23 protein-coding genes and 1 pseudogene are annotated in these 24,146 nt (G+C 62.8%); 14 read left to right on the forward strand and 10 right to left on the reverse strand.

Translation table 11 applies throughout. From position 1 onward, the window contains the following. Nucleotides 1–5 precede the first annotated feature (5 nt). The gene (gene secF / locus B0G82_RS03255; protein WP_121306631.1) at nucleotides 6–956 is read left to right on the forward strand and encodes a protein translocase subunit SecF; all 951 of its coding nucleotides are present in this window, start codon (nucleotides 6–8) and stop codon (nucleotides 954–956) included. A 128-nt stretch (nucleotides 957–1,084) separates the two neighbouring features. Here the strand turns inward: secF and B0G82_RS03260 are convergent, their stop codons facing one another. The 4 genes from B0G82_RS03260 to B0G82_RS03275 all read right to left on the reverse strand — a co-directional run bounded on the left by B0G82_RS03260 (nucleotide 1,085) and on the right by B0G82_RS03275 (nucleotide 4,410). Continuing rightward, the gene (locus B0G82_RS03260; protein WP_121308599.1) at nucleotides 1,085–2,362 is read right to left on the reverse strand and encodes an MFS transporter; all 1,278 of its coding nucleotides are present in this window, start codon (nucleotides 2,360–2,362) and stop codon (nucleotides 1,085–1,087) included. A 278-nt stretch (nucleotides 2,363–2,640) separates the two neighbouring features. Further along, a complete protein-coding gene (locus B0G82_RS03265; protein ID WP_106281925.1) occupies nucleotides 2,641–3,210 on the reverse strand; it encodes a YceI family protein in 570 nt (189 codons plus the stop codon). Nucleotides 3,211–3,277: 67 nt separating this feature from the next. Continuing rightward, nucleotides 3,278–3,841 carry a YceI family protein gene (locus B0G82_RS03270; RefSeq protein ID WP_116119000.1) on the reverse strand — a complete coding sequence of 188 codons (564 nt, stop codon included), beginning with the start codon at nucleotides 3,839–3,841 and terminating at the stop codon, nucleotides 3,278–3,280. An 8-nt stretch (nucleotides 3,842–3,849) separates the two neighbouring features. Then, entirely contained in the window at nucleotides 3,850–4,410 is a 561-nt protein-coding gene (locus tag B0G82_RS03275) for a cytochrome b (protein WP_121306632.1), read from the reverse strand. A 419-nt stretch (nucleotides 4,411–4,829) separates the two neighbouring features. Here B0G82_RS03275 and B0G82_RS03280 point away from each other — a divergent pair, with 419 nt between their 5' ends. The 7 genes from B0G82_RS03280 (at nucleotide 4,830) to B0G82_RS03305 (ending at nucleotide 11,790) form a co-directional block, all read left to right on the forward strand. Continuing rightward, on the forward strand, nucleotides 4,830–5,603 hold the full coding sequence (locus B0G82_RS03280) for a paraquat-inducible protein A (protein ID WP_121306633.1): 774 nt from the start codon (nucleotides 4,830–4,832) through the stop codon (nucleotides 5,601–5,603). A 7-nt stretch (nucleotides 5,604–5,610) separates the two neighbouring features. Next, complete coding sequence (locus B0G82_RS03285) at nucleotides 5,611–6,285, forward strand: paraquat-inducible protein A (protein ID WP_116142879.1); 675 nt, start codon at nucleotides 5,611–5,613, stop codon at nucleotides 6,283–6,285. Further along, nucleotides 6,278–7,936, forward strand: a complete 1,659-nt coding sequence (locus tag B0G82_RS03290; protein ID WP_116142881.1) for an MlaD family protein — start codon at nucleotides 6,278–6,280, stop codon at nucleotides 7,934–7,936. Before B0G82_RS03285 ends, B0G82_RS03290 begins: the two co-directional genes overlap by 8 nt. Continuing rightward, nucleotides 7,933–8,664, forward strand: a complete 732-nt coding sequence (locus B0G82_RS03295; protein ID WP_121306634.1) for a PqiC family protein — start codon at nucleotides 7,933–7,935, stop codon at nucleotides 8,662–8,664. The genes B0G82_RS03290 and B0G82_RS03295 overlap by 4 nt, the downstream gene beginning before the upstream one ends. A 723-nt stretch (nucleotides 8,665–9,387) precedes the next feature. Next, on the forward strand, nucleotides 9,388–10,089 hold the full coding sequence (locus B0G82_RS03300; protein WP_147439417.1) for a hypothetical protein: 702 nt from the start codon (nucleotides 9,388–9,390) through the stop codon (nucleotides 10,087–10,089). 115 nt (nucleotides 10,090–10,204) lie between these two features. Continuing rightward, nucleotides 10,205–10,348, forward strand: coding sequence for a hypothetical protein (locus B0G82_RS39660; RefSeq protein ID WP_158608118.1), 144 nt, complete (start codon nucleotides 10,205–10,207; stop codon nucleotides 10,346–10,348). Between the two features lie 149 nt (nucleotides 10,349–10,497). Continuing rightward, nucleotides 10,498–11,790 carry a class I SAM-dependent RNA methyltransferase gene (locus tag B0G82_RS03305; RefSeq protein ID WP_106281938.1) on the forward strand — a complete coding sequence of 431 codons (1,293 nt, stop codon included), beginning with the start codon at nucleotides 10,498–10,500 and terminating at the stop codon, nucleotides 11,788–11,790. Between the two features lie 92 nt (nucleotides 11,791–11,882). On the opposite strand, the gene B0G82_RS03310 is transcribed toward B0G82_RS03305, so the two are convergent. The 3 genes from B0G82_RS03310 to B0G82_RS03320 all read right to left on the reverse strand — a co-directional run bounded on the left by B0G82_RS03310 (nucleotide 11,883) and on the right by B0G82_RS03320 (nucleotide 14,692). After that, nucleotides 11,883–12,155, reverse strand: coding sequence for a ClpX C4-type zinc finger protein (locus tag B0G82_RS03310; protein ID WP_116142889.1), 273 nt, complete (start codon nucleotides 12,153–12,155; stop codon nucleotides 11,883–11,885). 100 nt (nucleotides 12,156–12,255) lie between these two features. Further along, nucleotides 12,256–13,026 (reverse strand): hypothetical protein, encoded by a 771-nt coding sequence (locus B0G82_RS03315; protein ID WP_147439419.1) that lies wholly within the window; start codon nucleotides 13,024–13,026, stop codon nucleotides 12,256–12,258. A 247-nt stretch (nucleotides 13,027–13,273) separates the two neighbouring features. After that, nucleotides 13,274–14,692, reverse strand: coding sequence for a M23 family metallopeptidase (locus B0G82_RS03320; protein WP_121306637.1), 1,419 nt, complete (start codon nucleotides 14,690–14,692; stop codon nucleotides 13,274–13,276). A gap of 395 nt (nucleotides 14,693–15,087) precedes the next feature. On the opposite strand from B0G82_RS03320, the pseudogene B0G82_RS03325 reads away from it, so the two are divergent. Both B0G82_RS03325 and B0G82_RS03330 read left to right on the forward strand, forming a co-directional pair. Then, nucleotides 15,088–15,333 (forward strand): annotated as a pseudogene (locus B0G82_RS03325) (VOC family protein); the annotation flags it as partial. 56 nt (nucleotides 15,334–15,389) lie between these two features. After that, nucleotides 15,390–16,130, forward strand: coding sequence for a YafY family protein (locus B0G82_RS03330; protein ID WP_121306638.1), 741 nt, complete (start codon nucleotides 15,390–15,392; stop codon nucleotides 16,128–16,130). Between the two features lie 114 nt (nucleotides 16,131–16,244). On the opposite strand, the gene B0G82_RS03335 is transcribed toward B0G82_RS03330, so the two are convergent. Genes B0G82_RS03335 through B0G82_RS03345 form a run of 3 tightly spaced genes read right to left on the reverse strand, consistent with a single transcriptional unit; the run spans nucleotide 16,245 to nucleotide 19,189 of the window. Beyond that, nucleotides 16,245–17,699, reverse strand: coding sequence for an NAD(P)(+) transhydrogenase (Re/Si-specific) subunit beta (locus B0G82_RS03335; RefSeq protein ID WP_121306639.1), 1,455 nt, complete (start codon nucleotides 17,697–17,699; stop codon nucleotides 16,245–16,247). Further along, nucleotides 17,699–18,031 carry an NAD(P) transhydrogenase subunit alpha gene (locus B0G82_RS03340; protein WP_106281949.1) on the reverse strand — a complete coding sequence of 111 codons (333 nt, stop codon included), beginning with the start codon at nucleotides 18,029–18,031 and terminating at the stop codon, nucleotides 17,699–17,701. The genes B0G82_RS03335 and B0G82_RS03340 overlap by 1 nt, the downstream gene beginning before the upstream one ends. 15 nt (nucleotides 18,032–18,046) lie before the next feature. Continuing rightward, on the reverse strand, nucleotides 18,047–19,189 hold the full coding sequence (locus B0G82_RS03345; protein WP_121306640.1) for a Re/Si-specific NAD(P)(+) transhydrogenase subunit alpha: 1,143 nt from the start codon (nucleotides 19,187–19,189) through the stop codon (nucleotides 18,047–18,049). Between the two features lie 211 nt (nucleotides 19,190–19,400). Between B0G82_RS03345 and B0G82_RS03350 the strand changes: the two genes are divergently transcribed. From B0G82_RS03350 to glyQ, 4 genes are all read left to right on the forward strand, one after another. Beyond that, a complete protein-coding gene (locus B0G82_RS03350; protein ID WP_121306641.1) occupies nucleotides 19,401–19,880 on the forward strand; it encodes an NUDIX hydrolase in 480 nt (159 codons plus the stop codon). Nucleotides 19,881–19,938: 58 nt separating this feature from the next. Then, nucleotides 19,939–21,090 carry a tRNA 2-thiouridine(34) synthase MnmA gene (gene mnmA / locus B0G82_RS03355; RefSeq protein ID WP_121306642.1) on the forward strand — a complete coding sequence of 384 codons (1,152 nt, stop codon included), beginning with the start codon at nucleotides 19,939–19,941 and terminating at the stop codon, nucleotides 21,088–21,090. Between the two features lie 217 nt (nucleotides 21,091–21,307). Continuing rightward, on the forward strand, nucleotides 21,308–22,918 hold the full coding sequence (locus B0G82_RS03360; RefSeq protein ID WP_121306643.1) for an FMN-binding glutamate synthase family protein: 1,611 nt from the start codon (nucleotides 21,308–21,310) through the stop codon (nucleotides 22,916–22,918). Nucleotides 22,919–23,134: 216 nt separating this feature from the next. Continuing rightward, nucleotides 23,135–24,142, forward strand: a complete 1,008-nt coding sequence (glyQ, locus tag B0G82_RS03365; RefSeq protein WP_106282303.1) for a glycine--tRNA ligase subunit alpha — start codon at nucleotides 23,135–23,137, stop codon at nucleotides 24,140–24,142. Nucleotides 24,143–24,146 lie beyond the last annotated feature (4 nt).

Consider the following 24,146-nt stretch of genomic DNA (forward strand, 5'->3'; position numbering starts at 1 on the left):
AGACCATGGAATTTTTCCGTTTCCGCAAAGACATTCCGTTCATGCAGCGCGCGTTGATTTTCAACGCGATCTCGCTGCTGACGTTCCTTGCCGCTGTGTTTTTCCTGCTGCATCGCGGGCTGCATCTGTCGGTGGAGTTCACCGGCGGTACGGTCGTCGAAGTGCAGTATCCGGGCGCCGCGCCGCTCGAACCGGTGCGCGCTACGCTGGGCAAGCTCGGTTACGCCGACGCTCAGGTGCAGAACTTCGGCACTTCGCGCGACGTGCTGATCCGCCTGCCGCTCAAACACGGCTATACGTCCGCGCAACAGAGCGATCAGGTGATGACCGCGCTGAAGGCCGACACACCGCAAGTGCAATTGCAACGCGTCGAGTTCGTGGGCCCGCAGGTCGGCAAGGAACTCGCCACCGACGGCCTGCTCGCGCTGGCCTGCGTGGTGGTCGGCATCGTGATCTACCTGTCGTTCCGCTTCGAATGGAAGTACGCGGTGGCCGGCGTGATCGCGAACCTGCACGACGTGATCATCATTCTCGGCTTCTTCGCGTTCTTCCAGTGGGAGTTCTCGCTGTCGGTGCTGGCTGCGGTGCTCGCGGTGCTCGGCTATTCGGTGAACGAGTCGGTGGTTATTTTCGACCGGATTCGTGAGACCTTCCGCCGCGAGCGCAAGCTCACCGTGATCGAGGTGATCAACCACGCGATCACCAGCACGATGTCGCGAACCATCATCACCCACGGCTGTACGCAGATGATGGTGCTGTCGATGTTCCTGTTCGGCGGCCCGACGCTGCACTACTTCGCCTTGGCGCTGACGGTCGGTATTCTGTTCGGCATCTACTCGTCGGTGTTCGTCGCCGCGGCGCTCGCCATGTGGTTCGGCGTGAAGCGCGAAGATCTGATCAAGGACAGGAAGGACCGCACCGACGCGGACGATCCGAACGCAGGCGCGCAAGTCTGATTCTGATGTAGTTTCAGACCTCGCAATGCAAAAGGCCGGTTCATCACGAACCGGCCTTTTGCGTTTACCGCCGCCCTTCTTCGTCGTCGCGCCACCCTATACCGGAGCGAGACGGCACAGCGCCCGCTTCAGCGAAAACCAAGCTTGCGACGCGCCGCCATCAGCGCGACAAGACTCACGATCGCGGCGAAAATCAGGTAGTAACTCGGCGCGGCCTTCGAGCCCGTCGCGCTGATCAGCCACGCGATGATGAACGGCCCGAAGCCGCCGAAGATCGTCACGGCAATGTTATAAGCCAGCGACATGCCGGTGGTGCGCGTTTGCACCGGAAACATCTCCGACAGCAGCCCTGGCAGCGCTGCGAAATATCCGGTCATCAGAAAGCCGAACACGATCTGCATGGCGATCAAGGTGCCGAAAGTCGGATGCGCGACCAGGTACACGAAGGCCGGGTAGATGAGCACAAGCAGCAGCAGCGCCGAGATCAGCATGATCGTGGTGCGCCCATGCCGGTCCGACAGATGGCCGATCAGCGGCGAGAACACCATCTGAATCAGGCCGGTCAGCGCAATCGCCGCGAACGCCACCGAAGGCGCCAGTCCCAACTGCTTGACGCCGAACGTCGGCATGAACAGCACAAGATACGTCGACACCGTGCCGAGCACGACCACGCCAATCGCAACCAGCAGGCGCAATTTCTGGCCCGTGAAGGTGTCGCGCAGCGGCGTCCCGGTGGTTTCGGCCGCGAGAAACTCGGGCGTCTCGTCGAGCTTCGTGCGGATGTACCACGCGACCGGACCGATCAGCAGACCGAAAATGAACGGCACGCGCCAACCCCAGGCACCCATCTGTTCCGGCGAGAGCTTGCCGGTGAGCAGTACGCCAAAACCGGCGGCAAGCAGCGTGGTCAGGCCTTGGCTCGCCACCTGCCAGCTCGCAAAAAAGCCGCGCCTCCCCGGCACGTGTTCCGCGAGGAACGCGGTGGCGCTGCCGAATTCTCCGCCCGCCGAGAAACCTTGCATCAGACGCGCCAGCACGAGGATCACGGGCGCGGCGAGGCCGATACTTTGATAGGTTGGCAGAATCGCGATGATCAGCGTGCCGCCCATCATCAGCAAGATCGAGAGCGTGAGCGCCGCCTTGCGGCCGGCGCGGTCGGCATACGCGCCGATCACGATCGCGCCGAGCGGCCGCATGAAGAACGACACGCCGAACGTGCCGAGCGTGAGGAGCAGCGAGACCGTGTCGTTACCGGCCGGGAAAAACAGCTTCGCGATGATCACCGCGAAAAAACCGTACACCACCAGATCGAACCATTCCAGCGCGTTGCCGATCGAGGCCGCGACCACCGCGCGCCACGAATTCTGCCGGCTCCCCGCCAGGCTTGCTGCTGTCGTTGCGTTCATGCAGATCTCCGATTCGCGCGAAATATTATTCATGTTGGCATTACGCCTCAAACGCCCGACTGGATGCGCGCACAACCAGTACGGTGCCTGCGCTCTATGTACCCGAAAAAATAAACCGGCGCGAGTGCGGAATTGCGCGATGCCGCTGCGTAAGGCTTTCAGCGTTTCAAATGGGCAATAAAAAACCGCTTCGTCGCGAAAGCGAACGAAACGGTTTTTTTGTTGCGACGCAACGGCGACGCGACTGAAGACCTTGAATCAAACGCCCATGAAAGCGCTTATTGCTTGATGCCTTCGGATTGAATATGCAGCTTGGTGTCCATGCTGAAGCCGTACTTGGAGCCGAAATCCATGCCGTAATCGGCGCGGCTGAAATGCGCGCTCGCTTCCACGCCGCACACTTCTCGCTTGAGCACCGGATGCTGCATGCACTTGAACGACTCGATCTTCAGATTGAGCGGCTTGGTGACGCCGTGCATGGTCAGGCTGCCGACCACTTCGACAGGCTTGTCGCCGTCGAACTTGATATCGGTGCCCTTATAAGTCGCCGACGGATACTTGGCGACGTCGAAGAACTCGTTCGACTTCAAGTGCTCGTCGAGCTTGCCGTTGCCCGTATCGATCGACGCGGGATCGACCGTCACGTCTACCGTGCCGGTTTTCGCCGCGCGGTCGAGCGTGACCGTGCCGGAGCTTTTGGTGAATTTGCCGCGCCACACCGACATGCCGCCGAAGTGATCCGCCTCGAAGCTCGGATACGTGTGGGTGGGGTCGAGCTGATAGGTATCGGCGGCCGCGAACGCGCCGAACGAAAAAGTCGAAGCCAGCGCGCCGACGGCGATCAACATGGATGTTTTCAATTCACGCTCCTAGGTTCTTGAAGAAAGCTGCCGCGCCCGAACCGCGCCGCGGACATCACTTATGTGCTGCAACGATATGAAATTTGATGACCACTTCGTCGGCGACTACCGAGGTGTCTTTCCATTCCCCGGTGCCGATGTCGAATTGCGAGCGCTTGATTGGCAATGAACCGTCGAAGGTTTGCACGGCGCCCTGCTGGGTCACCGTCACCGGCACCACCACCGTCTGCGACTTGCCCTTGATGGTCAGCTTGCCCGTCACCTTGAACTGGTTGCCGCCGGCCGGCGCGATCGCGCTCGAGACGAACGTGGCGCTCGGATAGGTCTTCGCGTCGAACCAGTCCTTGCCGCGCACCTGGTCGTTGTAGCTTTCGTCGCCGAGATCGTAACTGGCCACGTCGATGCTGAGCTGCGCGGTGCCGTCGGCCGGTTTTGCCGGATCGAACTTGATCTGCGCGGTGAACTTGCCGAACTTGCCTTCCACCGGCACGTTCATCTGCTTCGAGGTGGCCGTCACCGAACTCTTCGCGACGTCGACTTGCGCCAAGGCGCTGCCTGCCACCGTCAGCGAGGCCGCCGCGAACGCGGCGAGCATGTAGCGATAAAACGAGACCTTCATGGTTGTCCTTATTTGAGGAAAGGGAGCATGCGTGAGAGCAGGCCGTCGCGGTCCAGCCATTGATGCTTGAGCGCGGCCACAATGTGCAACGCGACCAGCACGAGCAAGGTGTAATTCAGCGTGATATGCACGTTCTTCAGCAGTTCCTTGAGATGCGGATCCGGCGCGATCAGGCGCGGCAGCGGAATCAGCCCGAGGTACACCACCGGGATATTGGCCGCCGAGCTGTACAGATAGCCCGAGGCGGGAATCGCGATCATCAGCAGGTACAGCAGCAGGTGCACGAGATGCGCCGCGCCGCGCTGCCAGACCGGCATGCGGCGCGGCATCACGGGGGCCGCATGCGTGGCGCGCCACAGAATGCGCAGGACGGCGAGCGCGAACACCGTCACGCCGATCCATTTGTGCCACGAGAAGTACTTCAGCTTGGTGGGCGTGAAGCCGGGAATATCGGTCATCACCCAGCCGAGCGCGAAGCCGCACACGATCAGCAGCGCGATCAGCCAATGCAGGGCGATGGCAGTCCGCGTGTACGACTCGCGGCTGGCGAACGAAGGATTGAGTGCCATGACAGGTCAACGCAAGCTAAGAGAGGTTAACGGCGCAGCCCGCACTGCTATTCCAGCCTTCGATGCACATGGCATCGACGCGTATTACGGGACCATGCCGGTTGCGGCACGCGCCAAGGCGGCCATGCTACCCCAATCGGAAAAAACTGGCTGCGGGCCGCTGACGCGCCGCGGATCGGCAGTTTCTTCGCCCACGTCGCCGGCATTGAACAATTGGGGACGGAGGCTGTCAGAGTTATACCGATTGCATGTAGGATCAACCGTCAGCTGAACAGGCCGCCCCGCCCGCGGTCCGCAGCCCATGCGACGGTCCGTGCGACGTCCGGGCGCGTTTTGGTACTATTGCTCCACCTTTTTTATCAGACCTGCCATAGAACGGGCATTGCACGCCTCCCCTCACACCGTCGGCCCCTTGCTCTATGGACCATGACAACCTGATTGCGTGCCATGAATGCGATACGCTGTTCCGCAAGCCGCGGCTTGTCGGGCGCACGGTCGCGCGCTGTCCGCGTTGCGGGGCGACGCTCTACAGCGGCGTGGCCCGCAAGCTCGACGCCATCAGCGCAATGACGCTCGGCGCGCTGATCACTTTCCTGATCGCGCAGGGCTTCCCCATCGTCGAACTCGAAACCAATGGCATCACCTCGCAGACCACGTTGTTCGGCGCGCTCGTCGCGCTGTGGGGCGAAGACATGCAGATCGTCGCGGTCATGGTGTTCTGCTCGACCATTCTGTTTCCGCTGACTGAACTCCTTGCACTGCTCTATGTGCTGATCCCGCTGCGCGCGGGTTATGTGCCGCCCGCCTTCAATCAGGTGCTGCGCGCCATTCAGTTCGTGCGCCCGTGGGGCATGATCGAAGTGTTCATGCTCGGCGTTCTGATCACGATCGTGAAGATGGTCAGTCTCGCGCGCGTGATTCCCGAAGCGGCGCTGTTCGCGTTCGGCGTGCTGACACTGATGTTCGCGGTGGTGGTCACATTCGATCCGCGCATTCTGTGGGACCTCGCCGACGAACTTGGCGACCGCAGCCAGCGCCCACTGCCGCGCACCTCCGCCGATAGTGCGGCGGCCGCCGTCAGTTCGATCGCCGGCCCGCCCGCGCCGGCCGAGTTGCAGACCGCCGCGGCGCCCGACGTGCACACTGCACCGTCCGGCTTGCCGCCGGTGCCGCCGACGCCACGTCGAGGATGAGCACGCGATGAAATACGTCACCGCAAGACGCGCCGGTCTGCTTAGTTGCCACGCATGCGGACGCGTCGAACCGCGCATCCGCTCCGTCACGCCGCAGCACTGCGCACGGTGCGGCTCGCGCCTGCACTCGCGCAACCCTGACAGCCTGATGCGCACGTGGGCGCTGCTGATCGCCGCGGCGCTCCTGTATATTCCCGCGAATCTGCTGCCGGTGATGCACACCTCGTCGCTGCTCGGTTCCGAAGACGACACCATCATGAGCGGCGTCGTCTATTTCTGGACCTCGGGCGACTGGCCGCTCGCGGTGATCGTGTTCATCGCCAGCATCATGGTGCCGATGCTCAAGCTGAGCGTGCTCGTGCTGCTGACCGTCACGGCGCAGCGCCGTTCGCGCTGGCGGCCCGAGCAGCGCACCACGCTATACCGGATGGTCGAACGGATCGGGCGCTGGTCGATGCTCGACGTGTTCGTCGTCACACTGACTGTGGCGCTGGTGCGCTTCAAATCGCTTGCCGTCATCACGGCCGGCCCCGGCGCGATCGCCTTCGGCTCGGTCGTGATTCTGACCATGATGGCCTCCATGCAATTCGATCCACGGCTCATCTGGGATAGCGTGGAAGGCAGCGTGGAAGGAAGCGCGAACGGCAGTACCCAAAAACCTCAGGACCTCAAACATGACTAGCCCGCAAGAACCGACGCCCGCCTCCGATGCGCCGCGCAACGATTCGAACGGACCGAAGCTGCCGCCCCAACTCCCGGACCCTGAAATTGAGCCGCGCAGCCGCTGGCTGCCTTCGCTCGTCTGGGTGATTCCGCTGATCGCCGCGCTGATCGGCATCGCGCTCGTGATCAAGTCGGTGACCGAGAAAGGCCCGACCATCACGATCAGCTTCGTGAGCGCCGAAGGTCTCGAGCCCGGCAAGACCAAGGTGAAGTACAAGGACGTCGATGTCGGCTCGGTGAAGACCATCACGCTGTCGAAAGATCTGTCCCACGTGCTCGTGCAGGTGCAGTTGACCAAGGAAGGCGAAGACTTCGCGGTCAAGGACTCGCGTTTCTGGGTGGTGCGGCCGCGTATCGGCGCGAGCGGCGTGTCGGGTCTCACCACGCTGCTTTCGGGCGCGTACATTGGGGCAGACGCCGGGCACTCGCCGGATAGCGAGAAGAATTTTGTCGGCCTCGAAACGCCGCCGCCCATTACCGGCGACCAGAAGGGCCACCAGTTCGTGCTGCACGGCGACTCGCTCGGCTCGATCGACATCGGCTCGCCGATCTTTTACCGGCGCGTGCAGGTCGGCCAGGTGGTCGGCTTCTCGCTCGACAAGGACGGCACCGGCGTGACCATGCAGGTCTTCGTGTCCGCGCCGTTCGACCAGTATGTCGGCACCAATTCGCGCTGGTGGCATGCGAGCGGCGTCGATCTGCGGCTCGATTCCAGCGGCTTCAAGCTGAACACACAATCGCTTGCGACGGTGATCGTGGGCGGCTTGTCGTTCCAGTCGCCGCCGGGTCAGGGCGTGGGCGCGCAGGCGCCGAACAACATGACGTTCCGCCTCGGCTCGGACGAAGCGGATGCCATGCGCGAACCGGACGGCGTGCCGTTGCGTGTGGTGATGAACTTCAACCAGTCGCTGCGTGGCTTGTCGATCGGCGCACCGGTCGATTTCCGCGGCATCGTGCTGGGCCAGGTGACCAATATCGGCATCGACTACGATCCGAAGACGCGCAGCTTCACCATGCCGGTGACGATGAACCTGTACCCCGACCGCCTCGGCAAGCGCTTCCGCGAAACGGCGCCCGCGCCTGGCAGCATGGCGGGGCAAACCATGCTGCAAGCGCTTGTCAAACATGGTCTGCGCGGCCAGTTGCGCACGGGCAACCTGATTACGAGCCAGTTGTACGTGGCGGTGGATATCTTCCCGAAGGCGCCGCCGGCAACCGTCGACGTAACAAAGGATCCGCTCGAACTGCCGACGATTCCGAACACGCTCGACGAGTTGCAACTCCAGGTCGCCGACATCGCGAAGAAGCTCGACGCGGTGCCGTTCGATCAGATCGGCAACAACCTGAACAGCGCGCTGAAGAACGCCGATCAACTCTTCACGCGACTCGACAAGGAAGTCGTGCCGCAGGCTCGCGACACGCTCGCGGCGGCCAAGCAAACCTTCGGTTCAGCCGAAGCGACGTTGCAGCAGGACTCGCCGTTGCAGTCCGATGTTCATCAGGCGTTGCAGGAATTGACGCGCACATTGCAGTCGCTGAATGCGCTGTCGGATTATCTGGAGCGTCATCCCGAGTCGCTGTTGCGCGGTAAAACAGGAGATAAACCATGATGTTTGCCCGGCTCCCCCGCCCGCCGCGCGGGCTCGTGCGCGGCGCTGTCGTTGCAGGCGCGCTGGCCGGTATGGCAGCGCTGGCCGCGTGCTCGTCGCCGGCAAGCCGCTTCTATACGCTCGGTGCCGACAGTGCCGCCGGATCGGCTGCGCCGGTCAGCGCGCAGACCACGGCGGCGCCGGCATGGCTGATTGAAGTCGCGCCGATCGACGTGCCGCCGCAGGTGACCAAGAATCAACTCGTCGTGCAAACGGGGCCGACGCAGGTTCAGGTGCTCGAACAGGACCGCTGGGCTTCCTTGCCCGGCGACGAAATCCGTCGCGCGCTGTCGACGAATCTGACGGAGCAATTGGGCACCATCGACGTGTACGGCACGGCGTATCCGGATTCGACATCGGTGTATCGCGTCAGCATGAATGTGCAGCGCTTCGAGTCATGGCCCGGTTCGCATGCGTTGATCGACGCGGTGTGGAGCGTGCGGGCCGTGCGGAGCACGACGGTGATGACTTGCCGCAGCGTGGTGAGCGAGCCGGTCAGCGGCGGATATGACGCGCTGGTGGACGGGCACCGGAAGGCGTTGCAGGAGATCTCCACGCAAGTGGCTTCGGCGGTGCGGGCCATGGCGGCGTCGGCTGCGCAGGCCCGAGGGAATGCGACGACGAAGGGCGCGGTTGCGTCCGCGCCGCCGTGTCCGTCGAGCGCTGGCAGCGCGGCGACCGGCGCTTGATCGATCGGGCACGGCGCAACGCCGTCGCCTGTTTGCCCGTGGCGCGCGAGGCGCGATCACGGGCTTTCGCAGGTTTGTAGACGGCGCGCCTCTTGCGGGCTTGCGCGCCCGTCGCGAATGTAGCTCTCCTTCTCCAGCTTTTATCCGCCAGCAACGCCGTGTCCGGTTGCCGCGCGCGCGTCGACGACCGCTTCCGACACGCCTGTGCGAGTGGTTCCAATACCATCTACCTGGCGGCTATCCGAAGTCGCCGGCGGCGAAGCATGCCTCAAGTCACATTTTCCGAATCCATCCGCTGCACCATTAAGCGGCGCAAAAAGTGCGTCAATTCCGCTCATCTATAAGCACTAGCCGAGGGCAGTTCGATCGTTCATGCCGTCGTCAAGGTACCAATTACTTTTATTACATTTACGAGGCGCACTTTTTACCGAATAAATAGCCACGTTTTGTGGCTTAGCCTAATCTAGGAATATTCAGACGTTTGAAACTATTTCGCTGGAGACGATCATGCGTCACCGCGCACATGCTCTGCCGCCGACGCCTCGCATCGTCGTCTACGGTCTGGCCTTTTCAGACAGTCGAGGTGCCTTGCGATTCTTCTTTGTCAGCGGTCTGCTCCGCACGCCCGGCTTCGGCGTGATCGAGCATGTAGCGTGGCTGCGAAGCATGCACCCGGCGTTATCGCAGCATCTCGCGCTGCTGGAGAGTAACGCCGCGTGCGCGGTGCGCGCCGTGATCCTTCGCGAGTGCGATGCTCAGGCAGAATGCGCCGGCCTCCCCTTCAAGGCGCAACTGGACGACAACGTGCGCTTTGAGACCATCCGTCTGACGCGCGGCGGCCATACGCTGCTCAACATGCGCTGCGGAACGGTGGCCGAACGGGCAAGCCTGAATGCCGATGTCGTCGGCGTAGCGGTTCTGTGTGCGGAAGATCTCGCGGTCCGGCGTGAATTATTGACGAAACGCGCGTCGCACACTGCCCTGCGCACCAGCGCGATTGTGCTGTTGCGCAGGGAATGGGAGCGCGGCCGTCATCACCCTCTCAACACCAGGTCATTGTGTTTTCTGTTCAGCCGTGCGTTTCCGTCCGCGTGGCGCCGGCTCGCGCAACTGCCGGAGATTGAAATGCCGGCGGCGAATGCGACACCGGCCGAGGCGCTGTGCCTGCTCATGAACCAGGCCCGCGCGGCGCGCGTGTCTGTGCCCGCAAACCCGGAATGCGCAGACCGGCCCTTCCGCAGAAGGGGCATTGCCGCGACGAACCAGATCAAGTCCGTGTCCGGCAACGACTCGTTGCGGATAGAGAGCGATGAACCGACGCTCCAACACGAAGGAAGGCGAAACGGCACGCGGCGCGACCGCGCCGTGAACCGGCATCTGGTTTTAGTAAAGGCGCGGCCGTCCTCGTTAGCGAGCCGACCATGATCGATGCTCACGCTTGCCGACACGCGATAGCCAGACAACCGCGGCAGCCGGGCAAAACTCAATTGGTTAGACGCCCACGACACGACGACTTTCGTCATCGTCAACAAATCAGACCTTGGCGCGGGATACCCTGCAGATCGGCCGCTATCGTCTGACGCCGCTCGGGTCGGCTGCCTATGGCGCGCCGACCGTGTTCTACAACGTCGCCCTGTTCACCCTGAATAGCCGCTGCTCGCCGGCGGTGGATTCTGGCGCATGACGGGCGCCCGCTGCGATGCCCCTGACCTTCGCGCTTTGCTTTATGCGCTGCGACCGACGCGCCGCCGCATGCCACCCAGGACATCGCGCATGGCGGCCCACCCCGACCGCGTACAATAGCGCCTTATCCAACGCCTTCCGGCAACCTCAATGTCCTTCGATTTCTTCCTCCCTTGCCCACGCGGCCTTGAAGCCTCGCTCGCGGCCGAACTCGCCGAAATTGCAGCGAAACACCTGAACGGCGCGCCGTTCACGGCCGGCACACAAGTGCCGGGCGGCGTGCATTTCCGCGGAGGCTGGGCTGCCGGCATGGCCGCCAACCTGTATTCGCGCCTCGCGAGCCGCGTGCTGCTGAAGATCGCGCACCGCCCGTATCGCAGCGAGCAGGACGTGTATGCGCTTGCGGTCGAGCAGCGTTGGGAACAATGGTTCTCGGCAAATGAAACGCTGCGCGTGGACGTCACCGCGATCAAATCGCCGCTGCGCAGCCTCGAATTCACGACGCTGCGCGTCAAGGATGCGATCTGCGATCGTCTGCGCGAAGTGAGCGGGGCGCGTCCGAACATCGACACCGCCATGCCCGACGTGCGCGTGTTCGCCTTTCTTACGGCCACCGATTGCACGCTGTACCTCGACACCTCGGGTGATCCGTTGTTCAAGCGCGGCTGGCGGCTCGACAAGGGCGCGGCGCCGCTGCGTGAGAATCTGGCCGCGGGCATTCTGCGTCTGACCGGCTGGACCGCGGGCACGCCGCTGTACGACCCGATGTGCGGCAGCGGCACCTTCCTCGCGGAAGCGGCGCAAGTGGCGTTGAATATCGCGCCGGGCGCGGAACGGCGCTTCGGCTTCGAGAAGCTCAAACAGTTCGAAGCCAGAACCTGGCAAACGCTGAAGGCCGCCGCGCTCGACGCCAAGCACGCCGCGCGCAGTTCGCGCGCCGATCTGCAAATCTTCGGCAGCGATATTTCCGGCGACATGCTCGACAAGGCGCGCGCCAACTTCCAGCGCGCCGGCTTGCCGAACATTCCGCTCAAACAGGTCGACGCGCGCGGCATGACGCCGCCGACCTCCGATGCGGGTATTCTCGTCGCCAATCCGCCGTATGGCGAACGGATCGAAGTGCGCGGTCGCAATGCTCGCGGCGAGCTTCGCGAAGGCCGTGGCAATCGTGAGAACCGCGAAGACGAGGGCTTTCGCCGCGTTCAGGAAGAAGCGCCGGACAGTGAATTTTTCCAGTCGCTCGGCGATGCACTCAAGCAGCGTTTCACCGGCTGGCACGCGTTCATCCTGACGTCGGATCGCAAGTTGCCGGGTCAGTTGCGTCTGCGTGAATCGACCAAGACGCCGCTCTTTAACGGCGCGCTCGAATGCCGGCTGTTCCGCTTCGATCTGATCGCTGGCAGTGTGCGGCAGCGGCCGCAGAGCGATACGCCTGCGGCTTGAGGCCGGTCACTCGCTCGTCGTAAAACCTGGAACGTGGTGGACGCGGGGTCGTGGTCGAGCACCGATCGCCGCGCGATCGTGCCGACTCCGCGTCATGATTTTCCGTGTCGTCGAGCAGATTTGGCGCGTTGTTCGGCTCTCGACGCAAGTTCCTTCGTAGCACGCGCCGTCGCAATGGCGAGCACGGCGGCAACCGACGCGACGGCGGCAGCACTGTGACGTTGCCGTGCGTCCATGGCCTTCATGCAGATTTCGATGCATGCTCCGCAGATCGCCACATTTTTCGGTCCGATGATGATCGTCATGGCTTCGCACTCATCCGATCCGCAAAAGTTGCACACCCACTTCCCGTCGCAGGTTTTCATATTCGTTCACCGTATAAGAGGTGCACTCCACCGCCACGCGAGCCTGCAGTGCGGGTTCCGCGAGACGTGAAATCGCGCTCGCGCGTTCGGCGCTGAAGGACTACGCGGCGCTGCGCTCCGCGATCCGATGATTGCCAATTCGTTCGACTTCGCAGAGCCCGTTGATCACGCAGAGCTGACCAATCAATCCCTCGTAGGTCAGGCCTGCGCCGTGAAGCTGTTCAGCGGTGATACAACCACTCGTACTGCCGATGAACGCCCAGTACTGCATTGGCGCGTTGCTAAAGCCGATCTCTCCAGCGTCGACGATTACGCCGAAATACTTCTGTGCGCGGTAGTGATCGGGGCGAGCGTTTTTGTCGTCGTCCGCCTTCCATTCTTCAATGAAGCTATCGTAACGATTCGCGCATAGGGCGACGAAGCCGTATCGCCAGGCGTTATTGAACATCGTTTCGAGAAGTACCTGCCGTGCGCCTTTATCGCAGTCGAGGAACGCGTGCATGAGGCAATCGATATCGTCGGCGAACAACCATTCGTCCGACTGCGCGAGGGATGCCGCGGTTTCGTCTCCGTCAATACTGATGGCGAATCGCGGACGTCCGATCCGGTCGACGTACTCCTCGAATTGCGCGCCGCTCGTGAGAATCGATCTAAAGACGTGCGCTGGGGTATTCATCATTTTCGGCACCTCACGTTGTTTCGCGTTTGAAACAATCCGCAAATAGGAAGCTACCGTAATTATCGTATGCAGAAAAGAAGTGATTGTAAATTGAATGGACTGTGCGATAGCGAAGAGCCCACAAGTACGGTGAACGCGATTAGCGGCTGAATGAAAATCGCCGTAAAGAAATGTCCAAAGATCGGTCTGCAAACTGTTTGCGCACTTGATTGCTTTTCGATCAGTCAGTGAGTACTCTGAATTTGGATGAGCCGAAAACCGTGCTCCTCGTAACGCGACCAGGCGCTTCCCCGAGCGCCGTTATCCATTGGTCGCGAACGAACTGCGCCCGCCGTAGGCGGGCGTTTTTTAAGCAGGCAGCGTCGAACACGCAGCGGCGTGTCGCTGCGCGCAAACGCATCTCCACCGCGAGGCACTGCGGATGATCAGCACTTCTGCATTATCCGCGCGCAGGCGGTGCGATCGATGCACTACGTGTGGCAGCAGGCAGCGACGCCAACTGCTCTCGCGCAATGCCTGCAACACGATCGAAAGCCGCGCGATCACGAGCCGCTAACGGAGCCGCACTGAAACGGCTCGTCAACTTGAGTGGATCGGTCGGCTCGTTGTTCAGCCGCACCTCGAAATGCAGATGTGGACCGGTCGTCACGCCGGTCTGTCCCACTGCACCCAGTTGCTGCCCTTCACTCACGTGCGAGCCAACTCGCAAACCACTGGAGAAGGCCGAAAGATGCGCATAGTACGTCGTATAACCCTGCGCGTGGCGCAACACCACGTGCTTGCCGTAGCCACTGCCATCGGCGCCGATGAATTGCACCGTCCCCGCACATGCGGCAACGACCGGCGTACCCACGTGCGCGGTCAAGTCCACGCCGGTATGGAACAAATGCTCGCCCGTCACCGGGTGAATGCGATAACCGAAAGGCGAACTGATGCGGACATAGTTCAGCGGCATCGCGAAGGGCTGCGCCGCGAGGCGCGCGCCATCGAACGAAAAATAATCGCCATCCGTGTGCCCTGGCGCGACAAACCAGACCGCGCTGTACGTGTGTCCTGCCAAGGTGATTTCGACGGCACTCACACGCTTGCGTTGTGAGGCGGTTCCAGCGCTGCCCGTAGGTCCATAGACGATCCGATAGCCGTCGCCCGACTGAGCGCGAGTCGACTCGTCGAGGCGTCCCGCAAAGATCCGCCGCAGTTGCGCGATCAGATCCGGAGGCAGTCCGGCTGCCACCCACGTATCGTGCAAACTGCCCTTGATCTGGCCGGTATAGGTGCCGACATCAGCCGGCATCGCGAGCGAGCTTGCTGCGGAAAGCGTGCCGCCGCCGACGTCGGCAATGCTCTGAGCGCCCGGCCTCGTCGGCTGCACCACAACCCGTCCTGCCCATCCATGTATGACTGCCGTGGCCGTTGCCACACCAGCCACATGCGGATCGCACATGCCCGGTTTCGCGCGGCAAATCGATACGAGAACGGACTCGCCCGGCGATAACACGAAGGCTGGCTTTGCATGCAAATCGGCTTCCATGAGAGGCCGTGTTTGAGTGCCACCGGATTGAACGAGAGCGCCGGCATGCGGCGCCGGGACCGCAGTGCGGTTCGACAAAAACGGATGCGCGCCCAGCATGTCCCGCTCCACTGCAAAACCTTCCGTACCGGCCGATGCGGCCTGGCGGAGCGTCTTCGCCGCAGCACCCGACGCGACAGGCGCGCCCAACACGACCATGGTGCCGCCGAGCAAGACAGCACTCGCGGATGCACCCAGCGGGAATTTGCGTTTGACGTGAGCCGCATGGCTCATGTCAATGGAGTTGACCTGCTCGCGCGCGAGGATGTTACGTAGAAAAAACCACATCACGTAGGAATCTCGCGGTTGAAAACAGAACGCCGCGGGCTTGAACGAAGGTGCGTTGACACCTGGAAATGGTGCGGAACAGATGAGCTTGCAACCAGGGAAGGTTGCAGCATCGGAGAGCACAGCCCGACAACAGAAGCAGTCAGGTTACCGGTAGGCTTTTACAAAAAACATGGCATTCGTCCTAAAAGCGGGCAGCGCGACGAACAACCGCGCTTTGCTGATGTGGCGCGCGCTACTGGGGAGAAAGCCGTTTCTCTATCGGACTAGTCACCGCCGCGTTCGTGGCTCCTGCCATCTCCTACTGACACCACGCTGTCAGTAGCACCCCCGCACACTCCTTCTCACGCCATCCGGCGCTTTGCACGGCTCACCGCCATCCACAGGAGAGTGACATGTCCGCATCATCCAAAGTTGTTGCATGGTTCGAGATTCCGTCCGTCGATTTCGATCGCGCCGTCCGTTTCTATGAAGCGGCGCTCGACATCAAACTGAATGTCCAGGAAATCGGCGGCCAGCCGATCGCCGTGTTCGGCTACGAGGAACCGGCCACCGGCGGCGCGATCGTCCATAGCCCGTCGATGACGCCCACCGGCGACGGCGTGCTCGTCTATCTGAACGCGCGACCGACCGTCGATGCCACGCTCGCGCGCGGCGGCCGGTGAGCGCCGCGCGCGAACGCCGACCGGAGCGCGGCATGCGGCGCTATCATCGCGGAACTGTCCCCGTCCTCTTCTACAAGACGCCCACGATGACGCGCCGCGCCGACCGCCTGTTCCAGATCGCCGAACTGCTGCGCGGACGGCGGCTGACCACCGCGCAACAACTTGCCGACTGGCTGCACATCTCGCTGCGCACGGTCTATCGCGACGTGCGCGATCTGCAACTGTCAGGGGTGCCGATCGAAGGCGAGGCCGGCATCGGCTACCGGCTGAGCCGCACGGCAAGCCTGCCGCCGCTCACCTTCACCGCCGACGAACTGGCCGCGCTCGCCGCGGGCGCGCGCATGCTCGAATCGTGGGGCGGCGCCGGCTTTGCGGGCGGCGCGCGCGGGGCGCTCGCCAAGATCGCCTCGGCCATGCCCGCCGACAAGCGCGCGGCATTGGAAAGGCTCGCCGTCTTCGCGCCGTCGTTTCACATCAAAAGGGATTTTTCCGCGCAGCTCGACGCGCTGCATCGCGCGATCGACACGCGGCATGTGGTGAGCTTTGCCTACGTCGATATGAACGGCGCGGCGACCGAGCGCCGTGTCTGGCCGCTCGCCCTCGCGTATTGGGGCGCGCGCTGGACGCTCGGAGCGTGGTGTGAATTGCGCGGCGATTTCCGCAATTTCGGCCTGGAGAAGATCGAAAATCTTCAGGTGCTCGAACAGTATCCGGATCAGGAAGGAAGGCGGCTTGCAGACCTGTTGCGGCATGTGAATGCGAAGCCGCGATAGGGCCGCTGTATCGAACCGGTGGAGACAAAACCGCCTTTGAGCACGAGGATTCCAGCAGACAAGCCAGCGGTTCGCGGCCGCTTGCAAAGCGGGCCGCGAACTTCGAGCATGCAGTTATTCCACCGCTTTCACCATATCCTCGATCACCTTCTTCGCGTCGCCGAACACCATCATCGTCTTGTCCATATAGAACAGGTCGTTGTCGAGCCCGGCGTAACCCGCCGCCATCGAGCGCTTGTTGACGATCACCGTGCGCGCCTTGTACGCCTCGATGATCGGCATACCCGCAATCGGCGACTTCGGATCGGTCTTCGCCGCCGGGTTCACCACGTCGTTCGCGCCGAGCACCAGCACCACGTCGACCTGACCAAACTCGCCGTTGATGTCGTCCATTTCGTAGACCATGTCGTACGGCACTTCGGCTTCGGCGAGCAGCACGTTCATGTGACCCGGCATCCGTCCGGCAACAGGGTGAATCGCGTACTTCACCTCGATGCCCTTCTCGACCAGCTTGTCGGTCAACTCCTTCAACGCATGCTGTGCGCGCGCGACCGCCAACCCATAACCCGGCACGATCACCACGGTTTCAGCATTGCCGAGCATGAACGACGCATCATCCGCGGAGCCGGATTTCACCGGACGCTGCTCCGCCGACCCGCCCGCCGCAGCCGCGCCCGGCTCATTGCCAAAGCCGCCGAGAATCACGTTGAAGAACGAACGGTTCATCGCACGGCACATGATGTACGACAGAATCGCACCGGACGAGCCCACCAGCGAGCCCGCGATGATCAGCATCGGATTGTTCAGCGAGAAGCCGATGCCCGCCGCCGCCCAGCCCGAGTACGAGTTCAGCATCGACACCACCACCGGCATATCCGCGCCGCCGATCGGAATGATGATCAGCACGCCGAGCACGAACGCGATCAGCGTCATGATGATGAACGGCAGCCAAGATTGCGTGAGGAAGAAGATCACGCCGAAGCCGAGCATCGCGAGCGCAAGCAGCAGGTTGATCAGATGCTGTCCGGCGTACACGACCGGTGCGCCCTGAAACAGCCGGAACTTGTACTTGCCCGACAGCTTGCCGAACGCGATCACCGAACCGGAGAACGTGATCGCGCCGACGAACGTGCCGATGAACAGCTCGACGCGATTGCCGTAAGGCAGGAAGCCTGGCGCGGTGTTCTCCGGATCGACAAGACCGAACGCGGCCGGCTCAGACACCACCGCATACGCAATACACACAGCGGCAAGACCAATCAGCGAGTGCATGGCCGCGACCAGTTCCGGCATCTTGGTCATCTCGACGCGAGCGGCGACGAACGCGCCGACCGCACCGCCGACCACCAGCGCAACCAGCAGCAGACCCAGCCCCAACCCGAGATTCGAGCCGAGCCCATTAGCCTGCCTGACGATCAGCGCGATGGTCGTGAGGATCGCGATCGCCATCCCCGCCATGCCGAAGGTATTGCCGATGCGCGCCGTCTTCGGATTGGACAGCCCCTTGAGCGCCTGAATGAAACAGACCGACGCGACCAGATAAAGCAGCGTGACGACGTTCAGACTCATTACGCGTTCTCCTTGGCCGATTTGTCTGCGATCAGCTTCTTCGGCTCTTTCTTGCGGAACATCTCCAGCATTCGCCGGGTGACGAGAAAGCCGCCGAACACGTTCACTGCCGCGAGCGCGACCGCAAGCGTGCCGAAGAACTTGCCGGGCGTGCCCAAAGTGAGACCCGCGGCGAGCATCGCGCCGACGATCACGATCGCCGAGATCGCATTGGTCACGGCCATCAGCGGCGTGTGCAGCGCGGGCGTGACGTTCCAGACCACGTGGTAGCCGACGTAGATCGCCAGCACGAAAATGATCAGGTTGATGACGGTGTGGTTGATGACTTCCATGTCCGCACTCTCCTCTTAGGCCTTGCGCGTGACTTCGCCGTCACGGGCCAGCAACGTGGCCGCGACGATATCGTCCGCGAGATCGATGTTCAGGGCGCCTTCCTTCGTCATGATCAGCTTGAGGAAGTCGAGCAGGTTGCGTGCGTAGAGCGACGATGCGTCGGCGGGCACCATCGAGGCCAGATTCGTATAACCGACGATCGTCACGCCGTGCTTGATGACGACCTTGTCCGCCTCAGTGAGCGGACAGTTGCCGCCACGCTGGCCTTCATACTCGGCGCCGCGGCCCGCGGCGAGGTCGACCAGCACGGAGCCGGGTTTCATTGCCTGCACGGTGTCGACCGAGATCAGCGTCGGTGCGGCGCGGCCCGGGATCAGTGCGGTGGAAATCACCACGTCGGCCTGTTTGGCGCGTTCGTGGACCAGCGCGGACTGACGCGTGAGCCAGGAAGGCGGCATCGGCCGTGCATAGCCACCGACGCCTTGTGCGGCTTCGCGCTCCTCGTCGGTTTCGTAGGGCACGTCGAGAAACTTGGCGCCGAGCGATTCGATCTGCTCTTTTACCGCGGGACGCACGTCGGAGGCTTCAATCACCGCGCCCAGGCGCTTGGCGGTCGCAATCGCCTGCAAACCGGCCACACCCGCGCCGAGAATCAGCACGCGGGCCGCTTTCACGGTGCCGGCGGCGGTCATCAGCATCGGCATGAAGCGCGGATAAAGCGTGGCGGCCAGTAGGACCGCCTTGTACCCTGCGATATTCGCCTGCGAACTCAAAACGTCGAGGCTCTGCGCGCGCGTGGTGCGCGGCGCGGCCTCTAAAGCGAACGCCGTGACGCCCGCCGCTGCCAGCTTTGATGAGTTTTCGGTATTAAACGGATCGAGCATGCCGACGAGCGTCGCGCCGCGTTTAAGCAACGGCAGTTCGGCGTCGGTCGGCGACTGGACCTTCAGGACGAGATCGGCGCCAAAAGCGGTCGCCGCGTCGACGATCTCCGCGCCGGCGGCCGTAAAGGCATCGTCTGGAAAGCTGGCGCCGGTGCCGGCGCCGCTCTGGATCGTGACCCGGTGGCCCTGGGTCACATACTTCTTGACCGTTTCGGGCGTCGCGGCGACGCGGGTTTCGTGCGCGCGCGTCTCGGCTGGCACTCCGATGTGCATCTTGTTCCTCCTCGACTTCCTGTTTTACGACAGATCGGCCGACGAGGCACGCCGGCTTGCAGGTGCAACGGCTAACGCCTCACTTTAACCGAAAGAGGGGGGTGCGCAGAAATCGGGGACAATCCGGGGGTGCCCGGCGGACGGGGTCGGCCGGACCGCGCGCCGCCCGCTTCCCGGCAGGCGAGGCCCATAACCGGTAAAATGCGCACCCATGAAACCGGAAACCTGGCTGCCGCACGTCACGGTCGCGGCCATTGTCGAGCGTGACGGGCGCTTTCTCGTGGTGGAGGAACATACCGCCGACGGCCTGCGCCTGAACCAGCCCGCCGGCCATCTGGAAGCGGGCGAGACGCTGGTGGAAGCGGTGATCCGCGAAACGCTTGAGGAAACGGCCCATCCGTTTACGCCCGAGGCGCTGGTGGGCATGTATATGACCCATTTCGAGCGGCCCGGCAGCGAGGGCGTCACCTACCTGCGCTTCACCTATTGCGGCGCGGGCGGCGAAGCTGATCCACAGCGCGCCCTCGACCCCGACATCGTCCGCGCGTTGTGGATGAGCGCCGACGAATTGCGCGCCTGTCCGGAACGGCACCGCACGCCGCTCGTCATGCAATGTCTCGACGATTACCTCGCGGGCCGGCGTTTCCCGCTCGACTTCGTGCACACGCATTCGGTCGGGCCAAAAAGATAGCCGCAACGCGCGGCCAACCCACGATCCATGAAGTCACGCGGCACCCAGTGAGCATCTTATGAGCAAGCAGAAAGTCGTAGTAGGCATGTCGGGCGGCGTCGATTCGTCTGTTACCGCATGGCTGCTGAAGGAACAGGGCTACGACGTGGTCGGCCTGTTCATGAAAAACTGGGAAGACGACGACGACAGCGAATACTGCTCGACGCGGCAGGACTGGATCGACGTGGTTTCGGTGGCGGACCTGATTGGCATCGACGTCGAAGCGGTCAACTTCGCCTCGGAATACAAGGACCGCGTGTTCGCCGAATTCCTGCGCGAATACTCGGCCGGCCGCACGCCGAATCCAGACGTGCTCTGCAACGCCGAAATCAAGTTCAAGGCGTTCCTCGATCACGCCATGTCGCTCGGCGCGGAAACCATCGCGACCGGCCACTACGCGCGCGTGCGCCAGAACGAGCGCAACGGCCGCTTCGAACTGCTGAAGGCATTCGACCATACGAAAGACCAGTCGTACTTTCTGCATCGGCTGAATCAGGCGCAATTGTCGAAAACACTGTTTCCGCTCGGCGAGATTCCGAAAACGAAAGTGCGCGAAATCGCCGAGCAGATCGCGTTGCCCAATGCGAAGAAGAAAGACTCGACCGGCATCTGCTTTATCGGCGAACGGCCGTTCCGCGACTTTCTGAACCGCTATCTGCCGACCAAGCCCGGCCCGATGAAAACCACCGACGGCAAAGTGGTCGGCGAACATATCGGCCTCGCGTTCTACACGTTCGGCCAGCGCAAGGGCATCGGCCTCGGCGGCAGCAAGGACGGCAGCGGCGAGCCGTGGTTCGTCGCCGGCAAGGACATTCCGTCGAACACGCTGTATGTCGCCCAAGGCCACGATCACTCGTGGCTGCTCAGCCATACGCTGTCCGCGGGCAACACGAGCTGGGTGGCGGGCGAGCCGCCGGCGGACGGCTTCGCGTGCGCCGCGAAGACCCGTTACCGGCAAGCGGATGCGCCATGCACGTTTAGCAGCGCGGGCAGCGGTGAAGGTCTCTTCGAGCTGAATTTCGACGCGGCACAATGGGCTGTCACACCGGGGCAATCTGCGGTGCTCTACGATGGCGACGTGTGCCTCGGCGGCGGCATCATCGAACATGCGGTCACCGGACAGCCGGTCGCGCGCGAGCCGAAAAAGGCGGCGTTGCTGAACGCCCGTTGAGCCTCGCGTCCAATCGTGCGGCAACACGGGCTGGCGCCGCACCCGCTGCAACTTTCACGTTTCGACCTGCGCCGCGCGTGGCATCCACGCTTGCTCTTCCAGCCGCAGCTAGCTTCACCATAACAAGCAGTCGTTCGTTTTCCGTCGTGGCGGATTCCGTCTGTGCCAGCAGCGCAGGCGATCCCGCCGTGACGATCCTCACTGCACTGGAGTTCCCATGTTTTCTCGACGTTATCTGGCCATGTGGTGCGCAGCCGTGCTGTTCGCTGTCTGCGCGGCGTTGGCCGACACGCATCACATCTCATGGCTCTGGATCATCGTGCCGCTTGCGCTGGTCGCGCTCGGCCTGTTCGACCTGACGCAGCAGCGCCACGCGATCCTGCGCAACTATCCGCTGTGGGGCCACTTCCGCTTCCTGTTCGAATTCATCCGCCCGGAAATCCGCCAGTATTTCGTCGAAGGCGACACCGACGAAAAACCGTTCTCACGCGCCCAGCGCAGCATCGTCTATCAGCGCGCGAAGAACGACGTCGACAGCCGCCCGTACGGCACCGAACTCGACGTCAAAGCCACCGCGCACGAATGGATCAGCCACTCGCTCGCGCCGACCACGCTCGAGAATCACGACTTCCGCATCGTCGTCGGACCGGATCGCGCGCAGCCTTATTCCATGTCGATCTTCAACGTCTCGGCGATGAGCTTCGGCTCGCTGTCGGCGAACGCGATCATGGCGCTGAACCTCGGCGCGAAGAAAGGCAATTTTGCGCACGACACCGGCGAAGGCTCCATGTCGAAGTATCACCGCGAGCACGGCGGCGACATCATCTGGGAAATCGCTTCGGGCTACTTCGGCTGCCGCAACGACGACGGCAGCTTCAGCGCGGAGAAGTTCGCGAAGCAGGCCGCCGAGCCGCAAGTGAAGATGATCGAGGTGAAGCTCTCGCAAGGAGCGAAGCCAGGTCACGGCGGCGTGCTGCCGGCCGCCAAGATCACACCGGAGATCGCGGAGACGCGCGGCGTGCCGATGGGCCGCGACTGCATCTCGCCGGCCACGCACTCCGAGTTCTCGACGCCGCGCGGCCTGCTCGAATTCGTCGACCGACTGCGCACGCTGTCGGGTGGCAAGCCGACCGGCTTCAAGCTGTGTATCGGACATCCGTGGGAGTTCTTCGGCATTGCCAAGGCGATGCTGGAGACGGGCATCCTGCCGGACTTCATCGTGGTGGACGGCGCGGAAGGCGGCACGGGCGCGGCGCCGCTCGAATTCACCGATCACGTCGGCGTGCCGTTGCAAGAGGGCCTGCTGCTGGTGCACAACACGCTGGTCGGCATCGGCTTGCGGCAACGTATTCGTATCGGCGCGAGCGGCAAGATGATCACCGCGTTTGACATCACCAAAACGCTCGCGATTGGCGCGGATTGGGTCAATGCTGCGCGCGGTTTCATGTTCGCGGTGGGCTGCATCCAGGCGCAGACCTGCCACACGGGGCGCTGCCCAACCGGCGTCGCGACGCAAGACCCGGTGCGCCAGCGCGCGCTGGCGGTTCCCGACAAGGCCGACCGCGTGTTCAACTTCCATCACAACACGCTGCATGCGCTGAAGGAAATCATTCAGGCTGCGGGGCTGAAGCATCCGGCGGAACTGCGCGCGCATCACATCGTGCGGCGTGTGTCGTCGCATGAAGTGCGGTTGATGTCAGAACTGCTGAAGTATCTCGAACCGAACGATCTGCTCAACGGCAACCATCGCTACTCGTTATTTGAGAAGTACTGGCCGATGGCGCAGAGCGATTCGTTCTCGCCGAAGGTGGAGTTGGCGGCGACCTGAGCCGGTGGGCGACACGGCCTGCAAGACGCACGACCGAAGACAAAGGGCCGCCACGCGCGGCCCTTTGCCGTCTGGAGCACACCTGAACTTCCGTCCGACCCCGCAAAACGGACACCCCCCTCCCTTTCCGTTAAAATCGACGGTTTAGCACTTCGCTCCACGGCCAGCCCGGCGCTTCGGCGCTCACGGCGCGGCCTCATGCCCGAAAGGCACTTCATGCTCACGTTTCAGCAAATCATCCTGACAATGCAGTCCTATTGGGACAAGCAGGGTTGCGCGTTGCTCCAGCCGATCGACATGGAAGTCGGCGCGGGCACGTCCCACGTCCATACCTTCCTGCGCGCGGTCGGCCCCGAGCCGTGGCGCGCGGCGTACGTGCAACCGTCGCGCCGTCCGAAAGACGGCCGCTACGGCGAGAACCCGAACCGTCTGCAGCATTACTATCAGTACCAGGTGGTGCTCAAGCCGGCGCCGGAAAATATCCTCGAACTGTACCTCGGCTCGCTCGAAGCTCTCGGCTTCGACCTGAAGCAGAACGACGTGCGCTTCGTCGAAGACGACTGGGAAAATCCCACGCTCGGCGCCTGGGGTCTGGGTTGGGAAGTGTGGCTGAACGGTATGGAAGTGACCCAGTTCACGTACTTCCAGCAAGTGGGCGGTCTGGATTGCAAACCGGTGCTCGGCGAAATCACGTACGGGCTCGAACGCCTCGCCATGTATCTGCAGAAGGTCGAGAACGTCTACGACCTCGTCTGGACCGAGTGGGAAGAGCAAGGCCCGAACGGCCCGGAACTGCGTCGCCTCACTTACGGCGACGTGTACCACCAGAACGAAGTCGAACAGTCCACTTATAACTTCGAATACGCGAACGTCGAACTGCTGTTTTCGATCTTCAACAGCTACGAGGCCGAAGCGAAGCGCATGATCGAAGCGCAGATCGCGTTGCCCGCCTATGAGCTCGTGCTAAAGGCCGGCCACACGTTCAACCTGCTCGACGCGCGCGGCGCCATCTCGGTCACGGAGCGCGCGGCATACATCGGCCGCATTCGCGCGCTGTCGAAGCTGGTCGCGCAGGCCTACTACGATTCGCGCGAAAAGCTCGGCTTCCCGATGCTCGGCAATCCGGTGCACGGCGTGCCCGGCCTCACGACCGACGAACAGGACGCCGCGATGCCCGCGTGGGCGCCGCCGCTCAAAGTCGAACGCAAGATCGACCCGGACTGACGAG

The organism is Paraburkholderia sp. BL17N1 (assembly GCF_003634175.1).
In the GTDB taxonomy this organism is placed as follows: Bacteria; Pseudomonadota; Gammaproteobacteria; order Burkholderiales; family Burkholderiaceae; genus Paraburkholderia.

Excerpts from the sequence above, each read along its gene's own strand:
- glyQ (WP_106282303.1), top strand. The coding sequence starts at position 23,135 with ATGCTCACGTTTCAGCAAATCATCCTGACAATGCAGTCCTATTGGGAC.
- B0G82_RS03285 (WP_116142879.1), top strand. The coding sequence starts at position 5,611 with ATGAAATACGTCACCGCAAGACGCGCCGGTCTGCTTAGTTGCCACGCA.
- B0G82_RS03330 (WP_121306638.1), top strand. The coding sequence starts at position 15,390 with ATGCGGCGCTATCATCGCGGAACTGTCCCCGTCCTCTTCTACAAGACG.
- B0G82_RS03290 (WP_116142881.1), top strand. The coding sequence starts at position 6,278 with ATGACTAGCCCGCAAGAACCGACGCCCGCCTCCGATGCGCCGCGCAAC.
- B0G82_RS03265 (WP_106281925.1), bottom strand. The coding sequence starts at position 3,210 with ATGTTGATCGCCGTCGGCGCGCTGGCTTCGACTTTTTCGTTCGGCGCG.
- B0G82_RS03335 (WP_121306639.1), bottom strand. The coding sequence starts at position 17,699 with ATGAGTCTGAACGTCGTCACGCTGCTTTATCTGGTCGCGTCGGTCTGT.
- B0G82_RS03350 (WP_121306641.1), top strand. The coding sequence starts at position 19,401 with ATGAAACCGGAAACCTGGCTGCCGCACGTCACGGTCGCGGCCATTGTC.
- B0G82_RS03260 (WP_121308599.1), bottom strand. The coding sequence starts at position 2,362 with ATGAACGCAACGACAGCAGCAAGCCTGGCGGGGAGCCGGCAGAATTCG.
- B0G82_RS03305 (WP_106281938.1), top strand. The coding sequence starts at position 10,498 with ATGTCCTTCGATTTCTTCCTCCCTTGCCCACGCGGCCTTGAAGCCTCG.
- secF (WP_121306631.1), top strand. The coding sequence starts at position 6 with ATGGAATTTTTCCGTTTCCGCAAAGACATTCCGTTCATGCAGCGCGCG.
- B0G82_RS03275 (WP_121306632.1), bottom strand. The coding sequence starts at position 4,410 with ATGGCACTCAATCCTTCGTTCGCCAGCCGCGAGTCGTACACGCGGACT.
- B0G82_RS03270 (WP_116119000.1), bottom strand. The coding sequence starts at position 3,841 with ATGAAGGTCTCGTTTTATCGCTACATGCTCGCCGCGTTCGCGGCGGCC.
- B0G82_RS03310 (WP_116142889.1), bottom strand. The coding sequence starts at position 12,155 with ATGAAAACCTGCGACGGGAAGTGGGTGTGCAACTTTTGCGGATCGGAT.
- B0G82_RS03360 (WP_121306643.1), top strand. The coding sequence starts at position 21,308 with ATGTTTTCTCGACGTTATCTGGCCATGTGGTGCGCAGCCGTGCTGTTC.
- B0G82_RS03320 (WP_121306637.1), bottom strand. The coding sequence starts at position 14,692 with ATGTGGTTTTTTCTACGTAACATCCTCGCGCGCGAGCAGGTCAACTCC.
- B0G82_RS03280 (WP_121306633.1), top strand. The coding sequence starts at position 4,830 with ATGGACCATGACAACCTGATTGCGTGCCATGAATGCGATACGCTGTTC.
- B0G82_RS03295 (WP_121306634.1), top strand. The coding sequence starts at position 7,933 with ATGATGTTTGCCCGGCTCCCCCGCCCGCCGCGCGGGCTCGTGCGCGGC.
- mnmA (WP_121306642.1), top strand. The coding sequence starts at position 19,939 with ATGAGCAAGCAGAAAGTCGTAGTAGGCATGTCGGGCGGCGTCGATTCG.
- B0G82_RS03340 (WP_106281949.1), bottom strand. The coding sequence starts at position 18,031 with ATGGAAGTCATCAACCACACCGTCATCAACCTGATCATTTTCGTGCTG.
- B0G82_RS03345 (WP_121306640.1), bottom strand. The coding sequence starts at position 19,189 with ATGCACATCGGAGTGCCAGCCGAGACGCGCGCGCACGAAACCCGCGTC.